We start from the raw sequence: 20842 nt of genomic DNA on the forward strand, positions 1-20842 counted from the left end.
CAAGGTCATCACTAGGGTTTGAAATGTAATCATATGGAAAAATATCTATTCCTATGAACTTTCCTCTAAACTCAGGCCTTCTGAACTCTATTTGGAACCATCTACGGGATATTCTATCCTTAACATCAACCTTGAAAACTGCAACTACATCAATAAGTCCGCTGTCATCTATCTCCTTTTGGACAACATCTATAAACCTCAAGTATTCGGAACGTATCATTCCAACATCCAAATCATCATCCCAAGGGATGAAGTTCCCATGACGAACAGCACCCAGCAAAGTTCCAAAATCGAGCCAATACTCAATATTGTGCTTTTCACATACGTAATTGAAAAACTTAAAGAGTTCAAATGAAATGCTTCTCATCAGCTCCATGTAATATCCATTATCAAACTCATGAAACAGGTAAATGTTATTTAAAAAGTCATGTTGGGTATCAATCAACCTTTTCAATTCGTTGAACTCCTTTTTAGTGGGATAATCAGGAGCTTCAGATTCCTTTTTCTTCTTGAATATGTCAAACATATTAACCCTTGATTAAAATTTAAAGTTTTCATTAGCTTTTTTAAGCATCGCATTTGATTCCTTGAGCATGTCCATGATGTGAGGCTGTTTCACATACCTGTTCAAACGGCCGTGATCCCTGATTTTGGATGGAATTTCCATATACCTTTTGCCGTAAACTTTCTTGATATAACCATGAGAGTCCTTAGGTGCAGATAATGAGGATTTTCCGAATTTAACCTTATGTGTCGGGAAAACGTCATCAGTCTCCATGACCGCAAACGGATAGATATTCACTTTTCCACGAACATTTTCAACACCGGGAACGATATAATCCTGCCTTTCAAAACTCAAATTGAGCTCGCTGAAAAGCTCATCAACAACATCATTGATATCCATTCCGTCCTGCCTTCTTTTATAGAACTTGGCTCTTGAATCATAATACTTGTCTTCAATGTTTTTTGGATCTTCGATATAATCATACGGGAAAACGTCAATTCCTACAAATTTTCCCTTGAATTCAGGGCGTTTGAAGTTAATCTGGAACCATCTTTGGGAAACCTTGTCATGCTTGTCAATCTTATATGCGCAGTTAACATTTTCCAATCCGTTGCCGTCTATTTCTGATTGGAAGACCTCAGCCAATTTCAATATGTCCTTTCTCATCATTCCAACATCAAGGTCATCATCCCAGGGAATGAAATCCCTGTGGCGAATTGCCCCCAGCAATGTTCCGTAATCGAGCCAGTACTCCAAGCCATATTTCTTGCATACATTGTCGAAAAATGTCAACAGTTCATAGGAGAGTGTACGCATTTCCTCTAAAAATGGGGTTGGTTCCAGCTCATAGAATATGAAAATGTTATTCAAGTAATCCTGATGAGTGTCAATCTGCCTTTTAAGTCTGTTGAACTCTTTTCTAGTTACATAATCGCCATCTATTATGTTTTCTTTCTTATTTCTTTTAAAAGGATTAAAAACCATAACTATCATTTACCTTTCTGATATCTCCACTGAGACCATTGAATCTTTCAATAATTCCTTCAATTTCATGGAAATAAGCTAAACGTCCATGAGCACGTATCTTTTTAGGTATTCTCATAAATTTATTACCATAAGTGGATTTTAAAAAGAACGGAGGATTGTTTGGAATAGGAACATCTATCTTTCCAAATTCTGCCCTTTGAAGAGGGAACAGCTCTTTAGTCTCGATAATCTGGAACTTGAACATGTTCACTTTTCCATGCACACTTTCCACCCCATGGGTAAAGTATTCCTGAGGCTCCATGCTCAGATTCAATTCATCATACAACTGTTGGGTGATTTTATCCATATCATCCGATTTCTTTCTTCTGTCATAGAATTTGGCTCTTGAATCGTAATACCTGTCCTCAAAGTCATCACTTGCCTCGCCATCAATAAAATCATGAGGGAAAATGTCTATTCCAATCACTTTCCTATTGTAGTCAGGCAAGTAATAGCTTATCTGGAACCATCTTTTGGAAACCTTGTCATGCTTGTCAATCTTATATGCGCACTTGAAATTTTCCAAATTGTTTGCTTCGATTTCAGACTCTATTACTTCAATTAGCTTCATATAGTCCTTTCTCATCATTCCAACGTCCAAGTCATCATCCCATGGAACAAAGTCATTGTGCCTTACGGTACCAAGCAATGACCCATAAGCCATCCAATAGTCCAAATCATATTTTTTGCAGATATTGTCAAAAAGCCTTAGGAATTCATAGGACAAATCACGAAGGCTCTGCAAATATGGAGTTGGCTTTAGTTTATAGAATACGAAAATATTATTCAAATAATCTTGATGTACTTTGACTAAATCATTTAATTTATCATAATCCTTACGAGGGATTAAATCTTCTTTTTTTATTTGTTCTTCTTTTCGAGAAAACATTGTACACCCCATTATGAATGTTTTTATCAGTTAATATATATAAATTTAATTTTTTAAAAGGCTATAAAACTCATTTACAGCGTTTTCATTATATTCTTCAAAATCTGAATTGTTACAGGTCACCTTGCCATCTACAAAATCATGCATTCCCCTGAGAATGCCTTTCATGGAGTTTTCAACGATACATCCAGCATAATCTCCCATTGCACGTGTTGCGGGAATGTCTGTTGATATGATTGGAATGCACAATGTGTCTGCCTCCATCAATACCATAGGCCATCCCTCATGATAGGATGACAATATGAACAGGTCACATTCCCTAATAATCGGCATAGGGTTTGAGATGTTGTTTATCAATGTAACATTATCACCGTATTCAATTGAATCAAGAAGCTTGCAGGTCCTATCATATTCATCCCCATATCCTCCGATGATGATCAATTGGGCGCCGTTGTACTCCTTACAGAATTCATTGAATGCATATATCAGTCTTTCATGACCCTTTTCAGGTGAAAATCTTCCGACTGTGATAAACTTAAATTCATTCTTGCTCAAAACGGATTCGATGTCGTTGTTGTAAACAACCGTGTTTTCATCAAGGTGCGGCTTTTCATCTGACCTTTTAAGAATTGATTCATAGTCGTTGAGGTTGTGGACAACGCGAATGTTGTCTTCACGACCGCTTATTTCACTTGTCGGCTTTATGAGACTTGGAGACACAACACATACATTATCCGCTGATGAGTATGCCTGCCTTAAAACATTTGGATTTTGGTTGTGCTTTGTTTTTATTTCAGAAATCATGTCATTGTGAACCCATACGCTGCTTTTGAAGTCGCTTGAGGTAAACATCAATGTCTCATCATGGTTATATCCGTCAAAATCAATGACCATGTCCCATTCAACGCTTCCGAATTGCTTGTCAAATGACCTCTTGAAGAGGTTTTTTAGCTTATCTGGACAGTCCATCCTATCATCAGACAGGTAAAACTTGTTGTAGTCAAGTTTTTCCTTGACGGTGGGTATCAGATTGGACCTTATCGGAAGCACCTGGACGTTATCCGGTATCAGGCCAAAGATCTCCTCATGGTTTTGCAGGATGTTTTCCTCCCACTGCTTGAATGTTATGAAAAAGTTATATCTTGTCCTGTCGACGTTATTCAGCAGGTTAAACAATGCTGAAGCTATTCCGAACTTGTAAAGTGCACCTGCAAATATCAGGATGTTCGGATTGTCGTTTTCAATTTTTTCCTCAACGCACACTTTTTCATTAAGGAATATGTGTCTGCAGAGCCTTTCGCTAGCGTCTGCATTGTCGAATTGACAGAACTCTTCGATGAATCCTTCAACATCATAATCTATTGGAGAATTCATCTCCTCAACAAGTTCTTCTATTGTTTGAACCTTTGGAAACGGCAGCAAATCCAATGGCCTGTAAAATCCCCTATAGGATATGTAATCCTCTTCATCATAGTTGAATAAAATAATCTTTCTTCTTGTATTTGCAAAATCAAAGAATACGCTTGAGTAATCTGTTATCAGCACATCCGCCATGTTCAGAACGTCATATATCTCATAGCCCTGTGGAAACGGCCTTACGTTAGAGAACTTTTCAAAGTCGATTTGGGACTCGTTTAGAACATGCAGCTTTGCATATAGAATCTGGTTGTCCTTCAGTTCATTATCCAATCTGGTTAGAATCTCCTCAACGTCGTTTTTCTGCCCGTCGTCATCACGGTCCATCAGAACTCCCCTGAATGTAGGCATGTAGACAAATATTTCCTTGTCAGTTAACTCCAGCTTTTCCTTAAGCCAGGAATCCTTCAGGAATACGCTGTTTCTCGGATAGCCTTCCATCACTATCCTTCCTGGAAAGACCTTGTCTATCATGTATGACTCAAGCATCCTTTCCTTCATGTAATAATTAGGATACAATAAATAATCGCTTGAAAGCAAGGGATGTTGCACATTTCCCAACCTGTGCTCCTCTGCAACATTGTCAGCACCCATGACCTTCAATGGGGTTCCATGCCATGTGTTGACGAATACCTGACCTTGCTTTTTGACATATTTTGGTCTGATTCCGGAGTCTGTGAAAATGTATTTTGCCTTTTCAAGGGTCCTGGTTGCGACTGCCTCTTTGGTGATGATCTTGTCGATTTTCAAATCGTAATTCTTCTTAAATTCCTTGATTTTATCCACAACATTAGGTTTTGCATGGACATGAATTTTATAATCGCCATACTTGTCTGTTGAGAGTTCCTCAACTATCCTGAAAATGTTTCCTGTAAAATCAAGCCCGTCACGGGATTCAAAATAGACGAGTTTTTCATCCAAATCATCATCATAATATGTCTTGTAAATCATTGAATTTACAGCACACTCTTTAAAATTAAGCAATTTAGATTTAAAACCCATAATAATCACAAAAAAATAAATATGGATGGAATCAGTATCCATCATCGATAGCTAATGAATCCACACCATGGTAAGCCTTATTGAATAGGGTTCCGTTGTAGTTAGTGTGAATTGTGTAATTTCCATTTTCAAATGTTGACAGCACTACTGAAGCCTGACCCTCATTGTCTGTAGTGACGTCATAATTATCCGCCCATCCGTGGTCATCTAAAATCTTAATGTGGATATTCTCATTAGGATAGACGTTTCTGTACTCGTCCTTTAAGACCACTTGGACCGCATCCCCATTTTTCAGTGTTGAATTGCTGATTACTTCAACCTTGGTATTGTGGGCATTGGCCTGTATGAATATGAAAGCTCCAACCAATATTATCAAAATCAATATTATTGGAACTATAACTGACTTAACCTTAACCATCAAACCACCTAATCATTGTGAACAAGTAAAACATCAATGTCTGCTGTCTTTAGAACCTTTTCGGTAACGCTTCCCAGAATAAATCTGTGAAGGCCGCTTTTACCTGAAGATGAGATTACTATCAAATCAGCACCTTCCTCGCATGCAGCCTTATTGATCTCTTCAGCCGGAAAACCTATCCTTACCATGGACTTGACATTCAAATCATCATCGAATTTAGCCACCATGTTTTTAACAGCGACTTCCGCTTCCTTTTTCATTCTTTCATTTACTTTTTTAACCTTTTTACGACTTTGAAATGCACTTGAAGTTAATTTACCAGCAACGGACAATACAATGATTTCGCCATCATCAGCAATTAATTTTGTTACTCTTTCGACTGCCTGGTCTGCATACGTTGAACCATCTGTTGGTAATAATATTTTTTTATACATAACTGCACCTAGTTTATACGTAATTATATATTTGTTTTCATAGTTAATAATACTTTATCCACTTTAAAAAAAAATAGATTTAAATTTATAAAAAATGAATATTTAATCATGTCAAGGCAAGACAAAATAGTTAAGACAAGCATTATTGGAATTGTAGTAAACCTCATTCTGGTTGCATTCAAGGCATTTGTGGGTATTGCAACAAATTCCATTGCAATCACATTGGATGCGGTAAACAACCTGACAGATGCATTATCCTCAATAATCACAATAATCGGAGCAAAGCTTGCTGGAAGGGCACCTGACAAGGACCACCCTTACGGTTACGGCCGTATCGAGTATTTCTCATCAGTGATAATTGCAGCCATTGTGCTGTGGGCAGGTATCACAGCGTTCATGGAGTCCTGGCCAAAGATATTCACTCCAGACGTAACCAACTATACAACAGTTTCCCTAATAATCGTTGCTGTTGCGGTAGTTGTAAAGTTCGTATTGGGACAGTACGTCAAACGCGTCGGTGAGGACATAAACTCACAGGCACTTGTCGCATCCGGAAGCGATGCGTTCTTTGATGCGATCCTTTCATTTTCAACATTGGTTGCTGCAATAATCTCAATATTCTTCCACATATCACTTGAGGGAATTCTGGGAGTGATCATTTCCATAGTAATCATAAAAGCAAGTATAGACATGCTTAGGGAAACCCTGGACAGCATGATCGGTGCAAGGGTCGACTCAGAGCTATCCCGCAAAATCAAGACTTCAATCCTTGAGGTTCCTGGAGTCTACGGCGCATATGACCTGAGCCTTCACAACTACGGACCTGAGGACATGCAGGGGTCAGTCCATGTTGAAATCGATGATGACTTGACCGCACTGGACATCCAAAAGCTCTCAAGACAGATTTCACTTAAAATCTTCAAGGAATTCTCCATAATTCTTACAGTTGGAATTTACGCTCACAACAACACATACAGCAACATACGTGACGACCTGTACCATATCGCCTCAAAATATGAGGAAGTGCTGGAGATACACGGTTTCATCGTCTATGAGGATGAAAAGACAATCACTTTCGATATCATCGTTGACTTTGATGCAGACCGTGAGGCCGTAAAGGCAAATATCCTAAAAGAAATCAAGGAAAAACATCCCGAGTTCAATTATGTGATGATTGACGATTATGATGTTAGTGACTAATATATACTAGATAAGACAAATATAACTATTAGGTGATTTTAATGGATAAGAAAAAAATCATTTTAATTGCTATTGCAATTCTAGTAATTGCTCTTATTGCAGTGAGTGCATACATTATCAGCACCGGCAATCAACAAGCTACTGATGTTAACAACATCACAAACTCAACAGATGCAAACAACACTACAGACGTTATAATGATTGACGAGAATGGTAATGCAACTAACAACACTGTTGTTGGAGACAATTCCAAAAGAAATGACACCAACGCAAGTAATGCTACCTATAGAGTCTACAATCCTCAAACTGATTCATACGTGACTGTTATCGGTGAAGGATATGATGATGAAGTAGACAGATGGTACACTTACGATACCGATGGTGTAAGATATTACAACACAAGAATTAAATGATCTTATTTAATTCTTACTTTTTTTATTTTAGAAAAACACTGCGTTTGTCAGGTTATCCCTATAAGTTGTCTCATCCTTTAGAGATTCGATGTGATGGATGACATTTAATTTTAAATCTTCTAATTTTATGCGTGTTTCAAGGTCATAGAAGTTTACCTGAAACTGGAAAAGGTACTTGACTTCCATTTCATAGTTATAGACTATCCAATTTGGTCCGTTGATGTCGAGAAGTTGAACAGACCACTTTGACATGACACTGTTTATCTTGTCCGTGACCTCCTCAACGTCAAAGTCATCTTTAAAAATAAGCTCTTTCATTGGTATAGGTCCTCTGATCCTTGCTGTGGTGATACATTCAATTCAATCTCTTCACGGTTGAACAGACCGAATGTTGTTATTTCGCTCTTGCGAATGCATAGCGGTTGGGAAATGCTTGAATCCTCAATGGATATGATTGCAACATTGAGCCAATCGTCGTCTTCGGACAGGTAGTTGCACGGTTCGAACAATTGGAATTTGGTTATAATTGTCAATAATGCATCTTCAATATCAATTTCAGCTCCTGTATGCTCCTTATTTAAGTTTATAATCATTTGTTTAACATTCATTATTTAGCCTCTTCAAGATAATCATTTAAAATTTCTAAATTTTCGCCTGCCGCAGCAAAGCCTTCTGAAATAATCAGCCAAATGGCCTTTAGAAAACCCTCATCGGTCAACATTTCACAGTTTTCCAGTTTAAGCATCTCATAATTTGGGCTTTCATAGTGGTAGTTCAAGAAATTACTTTTAATGTCCTCCCGCAAATCCCTATCGATGAATATTTCAAGGATGTCCTTTATTGCGTTTGCAAACGTATTTCCAATGGATTTGGTAATCTCTATTTCATCCCTGCTCATCTCCCCGTCCATCTGGGCGATGATATTGAGGAATGATGAGTAGTCCTGATATCCGTAGACAGTGAATCTGCCTTCGCAGCAGTGTGCGGAATATTCATCTATCAGCTGTGTGAAATTGCTGTAAGCCAAAACATATGTGACAATAACGTCGATGAACCTGTTGCTTGCACAGTCAAGCAATTTGCATAGGACGCCAACAAGAATCTCCTTTAAAAGAAAATGTGAAAGCTCATGTATCATCGTGGTGATTTGAAGCGAAGCAGTCTGCCTGTCATCGATTGTTACGGTTTCAAATTCAAAATATCCAAGCTGCTGGCCGTATGACTTGTATTCAACATTGACAAAAGTCTTTGTGAACAGCAACACCTTCTCTAAAATGGTTATGCCATTCAAGTCAACATAGTTGTCATTAATCAGCTCATCCAGATTCCTGAGTGAAGTCAATTTGATGTTTCTTATGATTTTTTCCAAATCATTCATGTTAATGTTGAATTCATTGACCTTTTCAACATTTGACTCGCAAAATATGCTTTCAAAGTCATCTAAAGAATTTTCACCGGAGAATCTGAATATAGGTTTTGATTCGATGTCATGGATTGGAGTCTTTTCCGAGATGTCTTTCAATGCCACCAGACATTCATAGCAGACATTTTCATCCATGGGATACTCTCGATGGCATTTCGGACAAAACTTGGTGAACGGAGCGAATTCAAGGTTCTCACACATTTCCATTCTTTCTTCATCAAAAACCAATTTCTTGCTTCTTAGCATTGTATGCTGTGATTTAAAAAGCAAATCCTGGATTGCATTTTCCTTTTCTTCATCCACTTTTAAAAACTTTGAGAGATCCCTTAACATCCAATCACCTAATTATGTAATCTTAACCTTTACCAGATAAATTAAATTGATTTTTTAATCGAACAGTTTTTCAATCAGCTGTTCGCTTGTCCTGTATAAATCTATTTGAATCATGGTCTGCAAGTTTTGAGGTGCCCCAACAAGTTCAAGGGACTGTCCCCATGGAAGGAATGCCTTCTTGCCTTGCGCATCTATGCATTTCTTAATGGTTTGCGGCAACATTCCATTAGTTGTCTCAGTCAGTATTACTGTACCATCTTCCAAACTAAGATTTCTTTTAATGGATTCATTTGCAACAATTTCCGCAAGAGAAGAATCAACACATTCACTATCTCCTGTTAAATTATCGACCATTACTTCATTATTTTTGATGGATACTTTGAAGATGTCTTGTTCTATAAAATACACTTCACCAACATCAAGGCTGTCGTTTAAAACAGGAGGCATATCAATATCCTCCTGAGCAGCCTTTTCATAAGGTGACTCCAAATGAACATAGCCTAGAGGATTCCCACTGTCATACTCACTTTCCCCTGCTATTTTTTTCAAAAGACGAATTATTTCTTCGTTCTGCTCTTCTATATTCTTATTAATTTTGATTAACTCGGATAATTCTGACATAATAAATTATATTAAAAAAAGTGATTATTAAAATTTTTTAATCCAATCCAAACATGTAGTAGAGAGTGTCGCACAATCTCAAATCATTGGCATACCTTTCAAAACCGAGGGAATATTTCAAAAGAACTGATCTTGGAATCAGAACGTTGTCGCTTTCGGGATTCAAGACTATGCCGTCCAAATCCTCACTCAAAACATAATTCACAAGCATTGCAAGATTGACAAGCTGTGAGTACTTGAACTTCTGTGTGTTGACTGATTTCATCTTGTCTGTTGATGAGAATATTGTCACATATATCCCTCCAACCTTGTCCGTGTACATTCCGGCGACAGGACCGGTTTTCTTTAAGTCAATGATGTCCTCATTGATTTCAATGTCGCTAACCATCATTGTCAATGGCTGGGAATTGGAAAGCTGTTCAAACAATCCCTCATAATCGCCAACATTATTGCGGTCTGAAATGTATTCCTCAAGCTCGGAATTGTCAATGGACCTATACATCTCATACAGTTCCTCTCCCGAATAGGCATCGGTTGTGTAAAAACTTGTCTTAGGGATATTGGATATTGTCAAAATGAATTCCTTTGTAAAGAGATATTTCTCAGAAGCGGGATTCAATATATATCCATCGATGTCTGTTGTCTTGAGAATGTTTTGATAAAGTTCAAAGGAGTTCTGAAGCAGCTGCACATCCCCCTCATGGTGAAACTTGTTGAACTCGTCAGGGTCTGTGAAAAGTGCGGTGAGCTTAAGGTCCTCATAATCATAAGTGATGAAATTCAAGGTGTTGTTCTCCTTTCGAGCTGCAATATACAGGTTGGAATATCTGAATTCATTGATTAGTTTCAAAGCCAAATTCTCGTTCAGTTTATTGTTGTTTGAGTAGATATCCTCAATTACAACTCTCAGATGCTTATGATTGGTCATGATATTAGTTTATTGAAAATTATATTTACAAGTTTTGCTAATCCATCTGGGCAAGGTCGAAATATCCCATTGCCTCCAGCATCTCCAGGCTCTTCCTGAAATGCTTGAAGTCTGTCGGATGATTTGACAGGTACTGGAATATCACCTGAAGCTCCTCCTCATAAAGGCTGGTTTCATGATATGCCCTTGACAGGTTAAGGTAAACCCTATAATCATCAACATCATCATAAATCATCTTTTTGAAATGCATAATGGCTTTTTCCAAGTCATTGCCTTTCAGGTAGTTTTCACCCTCTACAATCAACATGTTTGTCTTTACGTTGTCATGCGGACTAATAAGATTCTTGAAATCCTGCGGAATGAATTTTGACGATAAAACATAGTTCTTCAATCGATTGTCTATGAAATATGTCTTGCAGAAGTCATCCTCATATCTCATTCCACGACCATGTGTCTGAACAAGCCTCAAACTGGTCTTATAGTCATACCAGTCGCTGTCTATCTGCATGCGCGCCTTGACCTGCTTGCTTCCAAGATCAGGATATGGAATCTTGTAGACTATCTGAAACCTGCATTCGTCTCCAGGCAAGTCGACCCCCTCATCCATTGACGGGGAAACGAGAACCAGAGGATTTGGACTTTGCCTGAACTCTTCAAGAACTTCAGAACGGTTCTTGTTGTTGTGGGCAATAAGACGATTGTCATTGACATTATCCATCAGATAGCTCATGCACTGTCCGCTTACCGTATGGATTATTCCCTTTTCGCCCTTATGGTCATTGAGTATTTTCTCTATTAGCCCTATTGTTTTTGGAGCATTAACCTTGATGTTGAATCTTGACAGGTTGTACCCGCTTGGCACAATTATCGGATTTCTCCTGTTGTCAAAGGGTGTCTTTCTTCTAATCGCATAAATCTCGTCAGCAGGTATTCCCAGCCATTTGGCAAAGAGATTATAATCAAGTATTGTCGCACTCATAAAGAGGCAAACGTCGGCATAGTCGAACAATGAGTTTACTGCATAGTTTTCTATCTTGATTGGCTTGAACTCCAATATTTCAAACTCCTCATCAAAGTCCACTATCCAGCTGTGGGGGTCGAAGTTGATGTTTGTTATGAAGCGGTTGCAGTCATTTATCTTCTGTTTTAGGGATGAGATCTTTTGAAGAAGCTCTACCTTGGATACGTTCTCAATCTTGCTCAGCTCCTTGATGTATTTGGATTTTATCTCCTCTATGAAATGTATCCAATCCGAGTATGATCCGTTGTTCAAGTCATAAATCTCATCATAGGTCAGGTCATATTTGATGTATTCCTTAAGCTCCTTTTTTGAAAATTCAAGTTTCAATTGAGTCATCAGCATGGATTCCAGATTATGGGCCTCGTCACAGATGAGCAAGTCCCTTTTTGTGAAATCCTTGACGTAGTTGAGCTCCAGAAACATGTAGTGGTAGTTGGTAATGACTGACTTGGAGTTTAGGGCAATGCACTTTTGACGGTAATAGGGGCATGTCGGAGGGTTCTCGTTTTTCATGGAATACTTGCACATGTGGCCCTCGACGATGCACTTTCCCTCATCGCATGACTGAAGCACATTGTCCTCAAGATAGCTTTTGCACTTGAAGTTGGACCTTCCCTTGACTAAAGTGAAATCCTCAAAGTCCTTTAGGTATTGGTCCTGAAGCTGTTTGGTGATGGTTAAAATGTATGATGAATCGTATATGTTTGCAAGCGTTGCGGCTATGGCTGATTTTCCCGTACCTGTTCCCGCTTCAAGAATAATGTATTTGAATCCCTGATTGATGGCGTCAATGATTTCCGAGATTGTTTCAAGCTGTGCATCCCTTGGATTGTCGAATGGGAAATGCTTTAGAGCCGCAGGATCGATTTTTGAATAGTCGCTGTACTGCCAATCCATCAATTTATTCATAGAAATATTTTATCCGAAGTGTATTTAAAGGTTAACCAAAGAGCATTTGAAAAGTATTTAGTCATAATCGTTGACTGAGCTAATCAGATTTGACATGTCCTCAAATAGGCTTTTGACTTCATGGTCATCTGACTTTTCCATTGTCAGCACAAGCTCATTGGTAAGGTCATCCATCTTGTCTATGATTGTTTCCATAATGTTTATTTTTGACTTGATTTCGTTTTCAACCTTTGATGAGTATTCGCTAGCAAGGTCAATCATTGTCAATGCTGAATCAGCCTGTTCATTGAACATTTTTGTTGACTTGTCAACCACTCCTATGAATCTGGTGTATGTCAATTGCGGAGGAGCGAAACGCTTTTCAATCAAGTCACGGGTATGAGCTTCCTTCTGTGAATACTCTTTTGACAGCGCATTGATTTTGTCCTTATAGTAGCCATATCCTGAAATCACGCTTTCTTCAGAAATCTCTTCAACGGCAGGCTCTGTTTTTGGAGCCTTATCCGGTTTAGGAATTTCCTTCTGTTTTGGTATTTCCCTTTTAGGATTGACAGGATTCGGATTTGTGAACTTGTGGATTGCAGTACCTATAAGGAATGCCGGAGTGTCCAACACCAATCCGAAAACGACTGATGCAAAGGCTGTTGTTATAGGCAATGTCAATGCGAACATTGTGAACAGCACAAAGAGTATTAAACTTATTACCTTTGTCTTTGCAAGTACGAATTCCCCTGTGCGCTTATTCTGCCAGTATAAGAACAGATGTTTCAAATCGGTGAAAAGCCCGTAGTCATTGTGGTTCAATACTACCTGTGAAGGCTTTGGAAGTATGGTCTTCAGTGCAAATCCTATTAAAAATACGATAAATGCAAATATCAATCCAACAAAGAACATCGCCGCCGGAGCGAATGGAAGGTTTAAAGGGAACCATATTATGAATGTGATTATTGCAGCCACCTTTGACTTTGAAATCACGTACTGGCCGTCATAGTCCCAATAGAATATCTTATGTATCCGGGACGGTTTGCCCTTTCTTATGACTTCCGCCCTTTGTCTAAAATCACTGCCGCCGCATTTGGCACAATAGCGTGTAGCGACATCCACTTCGTTTCCGCATTTCACACAAGTTTTAGTCTTCATCTTCATCAACTAGAAAATCTTCATATGTTAAGGTATTCAATTCTTCATCAGTTATTTCCTTTTGGGGCGCCAGGCGATTTGCCTGTGCTGTAAGAACCTCTTCAAATAGGTTCCTGACCGCCCTTCCATTTGCAAAGTTGTCAGGCTTGTTGTCAACCATCCTGTCAAAATACTGCCTTAGATACTCCTCACCTGCATCGTCGACTGTGAGGTTGGCCTCCCCCGCCATCAGCATGAATATGTCATAGAGCTCATCTGCATCATAGTCCTTGAATTCGATGAACTTGTTGAAACGTGACTCGAGACCAGGATTTGAATGAAGGAAGTTATCCATCAGCTGTGTGTATCCTGCCACAATCACTATCAGGTCATCACGATTGTCCTCCATTGCCTTCAATATGGTGTCAATGGCCTCTTTTCCATAGTCGTTTTCGCTGCTTGTTGCAAGACTGTATGCCTCATCGATGAACAGTATTCCTCCCATTGCGGACTTGATTACATCCTGGGTTTTTATTGCAGTCTGACCGACATATCCTCCCACAAGTCCTGACCTGTCGGTTTCAACCAGGTGGCCCTTGGATAGGATTCCGATCTTATTGTAGATTTTTGAAAGGAGCCTTGCAACAGTGGTCTTTCCGGTTCCTGGGTTTCCGCTGAACACCAGGTGAAGGCTCATTGAAGGCTGCTTTATTCCACGGGATTGGCGAATCTTTCTGATTTGAACAAGATTGATCAGTGAATTGACGTCCTTTTTGACATTCTCAAGACCTATCAACCTATTGAGCTCATCCATGCAGTCCTCAAGTGATTCCTCTTCATCTTCGGGAACATCTTCATCAGAACCCAAATTGAGGCTGATTGGCCTGTCTGTGACGTTTCCATATTGTTCCTTTAAAAGGGCAATGTAGTCTTCATAGGCCCCAAGGACATTATCATCAAGCCGGTTGTCGACTGTAATGAAGAACTTTCCGAAAAGCTTGTAGCATTCGTAAAGCTCATTCGGGGAGTTTATGTTGTTCATGTCAAAGGTCCTTCCGAATGAGTCGAGCTCCTCAAGGCACTTGAAGGATAAGAGTTGAGTGGAGTCAAGTTTCAAATCGGACAGTTCCATTATATCCTCTTTTGAGTAGCTGGCATCCAATAGCGTGTTGATGAATTCAAGCTCATTGTCTGTAATTACTCCGTCACCCAATCCGAGATATGCGAACCATTTGAACAAGTCATCAAGTATGACACTTTCGATTGACACGTTCAAGTCGCTTATTGTCTCGCAGTATGGCTTGAAAATGTTTAGGGTGTTGACCAGGAACTTTAGCTTGACCAACTCATTTTTCAGGTATTCCATGCCTATTTTCTCAACATCCTGCCCACATGTGGGGCATGTGGATTGGGAGCTATCCAGAATCTTTCCGCAATTGTTGCAAACTGTCCACTCTATCATGATAAATATTTTATTGAAATCTATATAATATAAGTTGTGTTGAAAAAAAGAAATTATAGTAAAAATGCATAAGCTATTGCATTTTTAAAACTAGGGTTTCCATAATCAAGTCCGCCATAGGCCTCAAGAAGGTACTCCCTTGAAATCAGATAGTCATCCATGCCGGGATTTATGATTATCCCATCCATATCGCTTTGGAGGATGAATTTCATGAAATCGTCGAACATGGCAAGCTGGTAATAGTAATGCAGGCCGGACTCATCATCGATTGTCTGTGTTATCGCATCCTTGGCGGTGAAGAGTATTCCGAACTGGCTTTCGTCATCGCCTGTTGTGCACAATGTGAAATCCCCCGAATCCCTGACGGAGATAACGCCGTCGACAGCATATTTTGACAGGTCCTCGTCGCTGACAATGACGTTGAGAAGGTTTGCTTTAGTAAGCTCAATCATGAGGGCCTCAAAGCTGTCTCCATCGTTTCTCATAAACTCAACCAATGAGTCGTTGGTGACGCCTTGAGCAATGTCCAATAGCTTGTCCGGACCATATCCTTCAAAATTATCCTTGATTTCGACATTGAGTGAGAAGGGAATTTCAAAAAGCAAGTCTGATCCCATGAACAAGTCCTCATTTGCAGGGTTGATTATCAGTCCGTCAAAACCATTGTCCCTAAGCAGGTCAACATAGAACTCTATATTGTTTGGTATCGGGTCGAATTCCGGCTCGTCACCGTAATAGTCGACAAACTCCCCATAGTCACAGAACAAGGGAAGAACGTTTTTTTCATCATCATCTGAAACAAGAATTTCAAAGTTGAGGGTTTCATCCTCAATGACGCCCGGAATCAAAAGGCTTGACACTCCAAGCTCCTTGACCAGCCTGACAAAGAGATTTTCAGGAACATCCTTGCCATCATCGAGATAATCCTTAACTTCAAAGATAATATCCTTTAGATAATTATTGGTAATTGCTGCATTTATCATTGTAATCACGGAGTTATATTTATTTATAGTCTTATTTAATAGTTTAAAAAAAGACCATATTTATAAGTTGTTAATAAATACAAGTAAAGTAAAATAAAATGAAAATAATCTAAAAAATAATAAAGTGATTAATGTTAAATAAAAAAGATATACATGAAAAGCAACTTTGATGAAGACGAAATATGGGAACTAATCGGACATATCAAGATATCCCAATCAAGGTATAAAACGCTAAAATCATTGGAAAAAGAATTTTTAATGCCCTCAGAAATAACACAAAAGACCAAACTCAGAGACTATCAGATATCTACCGCACTGAATGACCTTAAAGACAACAAACTTGTCATCTGCAGAAATGAAAAGGCAAAAAAGGGAAGAATATATCAAATCACCGATTTGGGAACCATGATACTTGAAATAATCGAAAACAATAAGGGCTAATCTTACTCAAATAAGATTAGCATCATGAAACATAGATACCTATTCAATCCATCAGCATTACCGATTTAGCCGAAATTACATTCATTTTTCAACTTCATGCCCACAGTTGGAGCAGAAATCTGAATCGATATCCAGCTTGTGGCCACAGTTTGTGCAGTAGGCGTCATCGCTGTAAATCAAGGCCTTTCTGACTTCCAGTTCCTCTTCTGAAATCTTTCCCTCATCAAAAAGGGCATAAAGCTCAAGCAAGTCATCGAACTCGTCATGGTTCTGGTGTGAGATGTTGTCCTCTAGGATTTCCTTAAGTGGAATCGCCTTGTTCTCGTTGATTTCAAAGACAAAATCCTCATCATATGTGGCGATGGTGAACCTGTTTTTGGACCATCCCCCATCTGATATCTCAATATCGACCATTTCGGAGTAGGAAAGCTCGTCTCCTGTGGCGTCGACCTCTATTCCGTCATGGCGCAGGAACAAATCTGTTCCGACCCATTCATCTTCCTGAAGGATGTTAATCCATACCTTTTGCTGCTTGAATATGGCCTCCTTTTCCTTCTGAATCTTTGAGACCTTGAGGTTTATGGAATCTATGGAATCCTCAAACTCCTCTATAATCTCAACTGTGAGCTCATCATCCTTGATTTCCAGTTTCTTGGATTTCAGGAATTTCAAAAACAGCTTGCTTGGAGAACCCAATGGGGTGATGAGGTCATAGTCCTCAAGCAAATCCATGTTTTGATTATATGTATCGTTTGAAGAATTTTTAAAAAAATTTTTAAGTTCCATAATAATATGTATAGTTTTAGAATAAATATATTATCTTATTCCCATTATTGGAATAAAATTAAACAAAATAAGAAAAAATGATGAAAAATTAAAAATTGAAGGCAAAATCCAATATGGATTTTGGTATATCGTATCGATTTGAACATTATATATTAAAACCATCAGCAGTTTTCGCCAACCCAACCCATGTTCACTCCATAGATTGAGCCACAGTTTTCACAAACGTCGGTGTCGTCGTCGTTCATCTCACCGCAGTATTCGCATTCCCACATGTTTTCACCTCATTCGTAGTCGTCGGGATCAACGTATCCCAGCTCTTCCGCATCGTCAAAGTCAAGCATGTCATCGCCGAAGTCATCTATGTCATATATGTCCCAGTCGGGACTGTCTGACAAATCAGACCCGCAATTTGCACATGTAGCCCTTTCTGGGCTGTTCAAGTGTCCGCATACGTCGCATGTTATCATGTTATCACACCCTGTTATACACAAGTTACTATTAAGTAGTATATTAAGGTTTTGATATCTTAAGGCAAATATTGATTCGGTTAGGTTAAATTTTTGCTTATCCAACCTACCATTTCCAGAAACCAAAATCACAGCTGAAAGTTTGTCTGAAATTTTGAATATCTTCTCTTCGCCATCATATGATTTGAATCCATCGAGAATCAGTGTAGACTCACTTAATGCAAACGATCTTTTTTTGTTCAACACAACTATTTGACTTGTCATGAAGATAAATAGTCATTAATTTATATTTAAAGTACTGGAAGTGCGATTTTGTGCAATTGTGCACTTCAAAAACATTTATATAATATAAAATAAACCTAAAATGCAAAACATTATTAAAAAAAAATTAGTTAAAATCCCTGACTAAAACATTCCAGAAATCAACCAATTCACTTTCAAGCTCAATTTTACCTTCACTTTCCTCATTTAAAATCAAGTCACAAAGCTCGTCATGCTTCAGTGCCATTTCAGGGTCGGTTTCATATAGAATCTCTGCAATCAGTCGGTAAAGGTTGTACTTCATGTCCATCGGCCCGCCTTTAAGGGCAGCCTTGACGGCATGCTCCAATGCCTGATTTTTATCGTTCAGGGCATAATAGTTTTCGGCAATCTCCTTGTCTACATACCACTCGTCAAGCTGGATGATTTTCAAAAACTTCAGGGACTGCTCATACTCCCCGATTTGGCGAAGGGATTTTGCAAGCCTCCACTGGAAGAACTCGGCGTTGTTGTGTGTGAACTTGTTCAGCTTTGAAAGGGCACGCCTTGAAACCTCTATGCACTTCTCATAGTCCTCAAGCTTGAGATATGTCACTGACGCCCAGACGTAATAGCTTTCCATGTTTGACGGATACATCTCGCCATTCCTATTGTATCTGACCTGGTCAAGAAGGTCCGGGTTGATCTTATCAAGCCAGTGGGGAAGCTCATCATATTCCCTTTCATAGTATAGGAGTTTCAGGACCTTGAACACGCTCATTGTGTAGACGCACATCTTGGTGAAGTTGAGGTTGTTCTGGCGGGTCAATTCAGTTACCAGTTCAGCGGATTCCATAAGCTCATCTCTTGACTGGTAATCCCTGATTTTCAGCTGGTAGATTGTCCATGCATAGGAGTACCTGGTCGAATTGTCAAATGGAGCCTCACCATATAGATTGGAGTAAATCTCATAGGCTACCTCATAGTCCTTTGCCTTGTATGCCTTCTTGGCGTCCAAAAGTTCCTTTCTGTAGTTTGGCATTCTATCACCACATGGCCGATAATGATATTATGGTTGTTATTTGATTTAAAGTAATCTGAAATGATTTTGTTAATGTATATACTCAGAAATCAAGAAGTCTATGATGTTTCTGTGTTTCAGTCCGTTTCCTGAAAAGTCCAGCTTGTCCATGCTCAATACGTACTTGTCAAAGTTGTCGTTGATTTTTTCAAGTCCTGAAAATTCCCTGTCCTTAGTTTCATCATTTTCCAATTGATATGTAACCTGAATATAGATTTTTTCCTTATCCTTTCTGCAGACGAAATCTATTTCATTTTTGCCGATCATTCCAACTTTTACATCGTAACCTCTTCTGAGAAGCTCAATGTATACAATATTTTCAAGGATCGAGCCCATGTTTTCTATTTCACCAAATCTTGCCTGGTAGAACCCATGGTCAACCAGGAAGTATTTTTCATTGTGTTCAAGCACCTTTTTTCCCTTGATGTCCTCTCTCGGCGCCTTATGTATGAAACATGCATTTTTTGAGTATAAAAGATAATCAAGTATGGTGTCCTTTGCAAGTTTCCTTCCCTCATGTTTCACATATTTGGCAATGTTTCCCGCAGAGAACTTTTTTCCAAAGTTCATTATCACATAATCGAGTATCCTGTTGAGCATGTCCGTGTTTCTGATGTTGTGCCTTGTGACAATGTCATTGAGAAGTATCGTGTCGTAAATGTCTGCGAGATATGAATACTTGTCCTGTTCCGCCACCTGCTGTATCGGAGGCATTCCTCCATATTCCACATATTCGCTGAATAGCTTGTCAAGGTCTGAGGTGTCTTTGTTTTCCATTTCCCTTTTATACTGCAGGAATTCCGCAAATGAAAATGGGTAGACATTAATCTGATAGTATCTTCCTGAAATCAGCGTTGCCATTTCACCTGAAAGCAGCTCAGAGTTGGATCCTGTGATGTAGATGTCGCAGTCAAGGTCCACCCTGCATGCGTTTATGCTCCTCTCCCAGTTTTTCACGTTTTGTATTTCATCAAACAGAAGATAAACCTTTCCCCTTGCGTTTTCAGTCAGGTTCATTATGCATTCGTCCAGCTGCCTGAAGTCTTCAATCCTATTGTATCTCATTGATTCAAAGGAAATCAGGAATATGTTTTCCTCATCCACACCCCTGCTTTTCAATTCCTCCCGAATGCTTTTCAGCAGATATGTCTTTCCGCTTCTTCGAACTCCTGTTATGATTTTTATGGGTTCCTTATCTATTAGCCTTTCAATTTGGCTCAGGTATAGTTCCCTTTTTATCATTTTCATCACTTCACTGCTCATCGAATTAAGTTTTGTATCTCAAAATATATAAATTTTGTCGAGTACAATCTACAAAATAAGTAATTTTTATATAATTGTCGAGTACAGTCGACGATTAAACTCATGTCTAATAATAGATTAAACTTACGCATTTAAGTAATTTTGCTTTAAAATAAAATCAATTTAATAAAATCATACAACAATTGCTTCAAACATGAAAAAATAATGAATAAACACCTTAACTTAAAAAACAATGATAAAAATAGCTTAATTAAGTATTTTTTTGATAATATACAAAGAATTTAGTCGATTTCAAATTAGTAGAATAAAAAAAATAGTTTAATTATAGTTAGTTACCAAACTTTTATTATAGATGGCTGACAAATAATAAATTATGTCAGGAAAATCTACAATTGATGTTTTAAATAAAGTTAAAAAAACAGCTCTGGATGAAGAAATTGCAAAGTATGTGGCTTACCATAG

22 protein-coding genes are annotated in these 20842 nt (G+C 38.6%); 3 read left to right on the forward strand and 19 right to left on the reverse strand.

Going from position 1 to position 20842, the window contains the following annotated elements; genetic code table 11:
- The 6 genes from ILA26_RS08815 to ILA26_RS08840 all read right to left on the reverse strand — a co-directional run.
- The coding region (locus ILA26_RS08815) for a LicD family protein (protein WP_292896434.1) at positions 1 to 526 on the reverse strand (526 nt) is incomplete at its 3' end.
- Between the two features lie 12 nt (positions 527 to 538).
- The gene (locus tag ILA26_RS08820; RefSeq protein WP_292896436.1) at positions 539 to 1498 is read right to left on the reverse strand and encodes a LicD family protein; all 960 of its coding nucleotides are present in this window, start codon (positions 1496 to 1498) and stop codon (positions 539 to 541) included.
- Entirely contained in the window at positions 1479 to 2420 is a 942-nt protein-coding gene (locus ILA26_RS08825; RefSeq protein ID WP_292896438.1) for a LicD family protein, read from the reverse strand. The genes ILA26_RS08820 and ILA26_RS08825 overlap by 20 nt, the downstream gene beginning before the upstream one ends.
- A gap of 45 nt (positions 2421 to 2465) precedes the next feature.
- Positions 2466 to 4838 carry a CDP-glycerol glycerophosphotransferase family protein gene (locus tag ILA26_RS08830; RefSeq protein WP_292896440.1) on the reverse strand — a complete coding sequence of 791 codons (2373 nt, stop codon included), beginning with the start codon at positions 4836 to 4838 and terminating at the stop codon, positions 2466 to 2468.
- Positions 4839 to 4869: 31 nt separating this feature from the next.
- Positions 4870 to 5256: a hypothetical protein gene (locus tag ILA26_RS08835; protein WP_292896442.1), complete on the reverse strand. Its 387-nt coding sequence runs from the start codon at positions 5254 to 5256 to the stop codon at positions 4870 to 4872.
- A gap of 8 nt (positions 5257 to 5264) precedes the next feature.
- Positions 5265 to 5690, reverse strand: a complete 426-nt coding sequence (locus ILA26_RS08840) for a universal stress protein (protein ID WP_292896444.1) — start codon at positions 5688 to 5690, stop codon at positions 5265 to 5267.
- A 108-nt stretch (positions 5691 to 5798) separates the two neighbouring features.
- On the opposite strand from ILA26_RS08840, the gene ILA26_RS08845 reads away from it, so the two are divergent.
- Positions 5799 to 6890: a cation diffusion facilitator family transporter gene (locus tag ILA26_RS08845; RefSeq protein ID WP_292896446.1), complete on the forward strand. Its 1092-nt coding sequence runs from the start codon at positions 5799 to 5801 to the stop codon at positions 6888 to 6890.
- A gap of 41 nt (positions 6891 to 6931) precedes the next feature.
- The gene (locus ILA26_RS08850) at positions 6932 to 7303 is read left to right on the forward strand and encodes a hypothetical protein (protein ID WP_292896448.1); all 372 of its coding nucleotides are present in this window, start codon (positions 6932 to 6934) and stop codon (positions 7301 to 7303) included.
- Between the two features lie 27 nt (positions 7304 to 7330).
- Here the strand turns inward: ILA26_RS08850 and ILA26_RS08855 are convergent, their stop codons facing one another.
- Genes ILA26_RS08855 through ILA26_RS08895 form a run of 9 tightly spaced genes read right to left on the reverse strand, consistent with a single transcriptional unit; the run spans position 7331 to position 16102 of the window.
- Positions 7331 to 7621: a hypothetical protein gene (locus ILA26_RS08855; protein WP_292896450.1), complete on the reverse strand. Its 291-nt coding sequence runs from the start codon at positions 7619 to 7621 to the stop codon at positions 7331 to 7333.
- Complete coding sequence (locus ILA26_RS08860) at positions 7618 to 7911, reverse strand: hypothetical protein (protein ID WP_292896452.1); 294 nt, start codon at positions 7909 to 7911, stop codon at positions 7618 to 7620. The genes ILA26_RS08855 and ILA26_RS08860 overlap by 4 nt, the downstream gene beginning before the upstream one ends.
- Positions 7911 to 9059 (reverse strand): hypothetical protein, encoded by a 1149-nt coding sequence (locus ILA26_RS08865; protein WP_292896454.1) that lies wholly within the window; start codon positions 9057 to 9059, stop codon positions 7911 to 7913. Before ILA26_RS08865 ends, ILA26_RS08860 begins: the two co-directional genes overlap by 1 nt.
- Before the next feature lie 54 nt (positions 9060 to 9113).
- Positions 9114 to 9680 carry a hypothetical protein gene (locus tag ILA26_RS08870; RefSeq protein WP_292896456.1) on the reverse strand — a complete coding sequence of 189 codons (567 nt, stop codon included), beginning with the start codon at positions 9678 to 9680 and terminating at the stop codon, positions 9114 to 9116.
- A 37-nt stretch (positions 9681 to 9717) separates the two neighbouring features.
- On the reverse strand, positions 9718 to 10608 hold the full coding sequence (locus ILA26_RS08875; protein ID WP_292896458.1) for a hypothetical protein: 891 nt from the start codon (positions 10606 to 10608) through the stop codon (positions 9718 to 9720).
- Positions 10609 to 10645: 37 nt separating this feature from the next.
- Positions 10646 to 12538, reverse strand: a complete 1893-nt coding sequence (locus tag ILA26_RS08880) for an ATP-dependent DNA helicase (protein WP_292896460.1) — start codon at positions 12536 to 12538, stop codon at positions 10646 to 10648.
- A 57-nt stretch (positions 12539 to 12595) separates the two neighbouring features.
- The gene (locus ILA26_RS08885; RefSeq protein WP_292896462.1) at positions 12596 to 13678 is read right to left on the reverse strand and encodes a hypothetical protein; all 1083 of its coding nucleotides are present in this window, start codon (positions 13676 to 13678) and stop codon (positions 12596 to 12598) included.
- Complete coding sequence (locus ILA26_RS08890; protein ID WP_292896463.1) at positions 13668 to 15119, reverse strand: AAA family ATPase; 1452 nt, start codon at positions 15117 to 15119, stop codon at positions 13668 to 13670. The genes ILA26_RS08885 and ILA26_RS08890 overlap by 11 nt, the downstream gene beginning before the upstream one ends.
- Before the next feature lie 53 nt (positions 15120 to 15172).
- The gene (locus ILA26_RS08895) at positions 15173 to 16102 is read right to left on the reverse strand and encodes an SseB family protein (RefSeq protein ID WP_292896472.1); all 930 of its coding nucleotides are present in this window, start codon (positions 16100 to 16102) and stop codon (positions 15173 to 15175) included.
- Between the two features lie 153 nt (positions 16103 to 16255).
- On the opposite strand from ILA26_RS08895, the gene ILA26_RS08900 reads away from it, so the two are divergent.
- On the forward strand, positions 16256 to 16543 hold the full coding sequence (locus ILA26_RS08900; RefSeq protein ID WP_292896464.1) for a MarR family transcriptional regulator: 288 nt from the start codon (positions 16256 to 16258) through the stop codon (positions 16541 to 16543).
- Between the two features lie 81 nt (positions 16544 to 16624).
- Here ILA26_RS08900 and ILA26_RS08905 read toward each other — a convergent pair whose 3' ends face one another.
- From ILA26_RS08905 to ILA26_RS08920, 4 genes are all read right to left on the reverse strand, one after another.
- Positions 16625 to 17329 (reverse strand): zinc ribbon domain-containing protein, encoded by a 705-nt coding sequence (locus tag ILA26_RS08905; protein WP_292896466.1) that lies wholly within the window; start codon positions 17327 to 17329, stop codon positions 16625 to 16627.
- Positions 17330 to 17610: 281 nt separating this feature from the next.
- The gene (locus ILA26_RS08910; RefSeq protein WP_292896468.1) at positions 17611 to 18060 is read right to left on the reverse strand and encodes a hypothetical protein; all 450 of its coding nucleotides are present in this window, start codon (positions 18058 to 18060) and stop codon (positions 17611 to 17613) included.
- A gap of 124 nt (positions 18061 to 18184) precedes the next feature.
- Entirely contained in the window at positions 18185 to 19078 is an 894-nt protein-coding gene (locus ILA26_RS08915; RefSeq protein WP_292896470.1) for a hypothetical protein, read from the reverse strand.
- 69 nt (positions 19079 to 19147) lie between these two features.
- Complete coding sequence (locus ILA26_RS08920; protein WP_292896474.1) at positions 19148 to 20359, reverse strand: ATP-binding protein; 1212 nt, start codon at positions 20357 to 20359, stop codon at positions 19148 to 19150.
- Between the last annotated feature and the right edge of the window lie 483 nt (positions 20360 to 20842).

Source organism: Methanobrevibacter sp., assembly GCF_017940815.1.
In the GTDB taxonomy this organism is placed as follows: domain Archaea; phylum Methanobacteriota; class Methanobacteria; order Methanobacteriales; family Methanobacteriaceae; genus Methanocatella.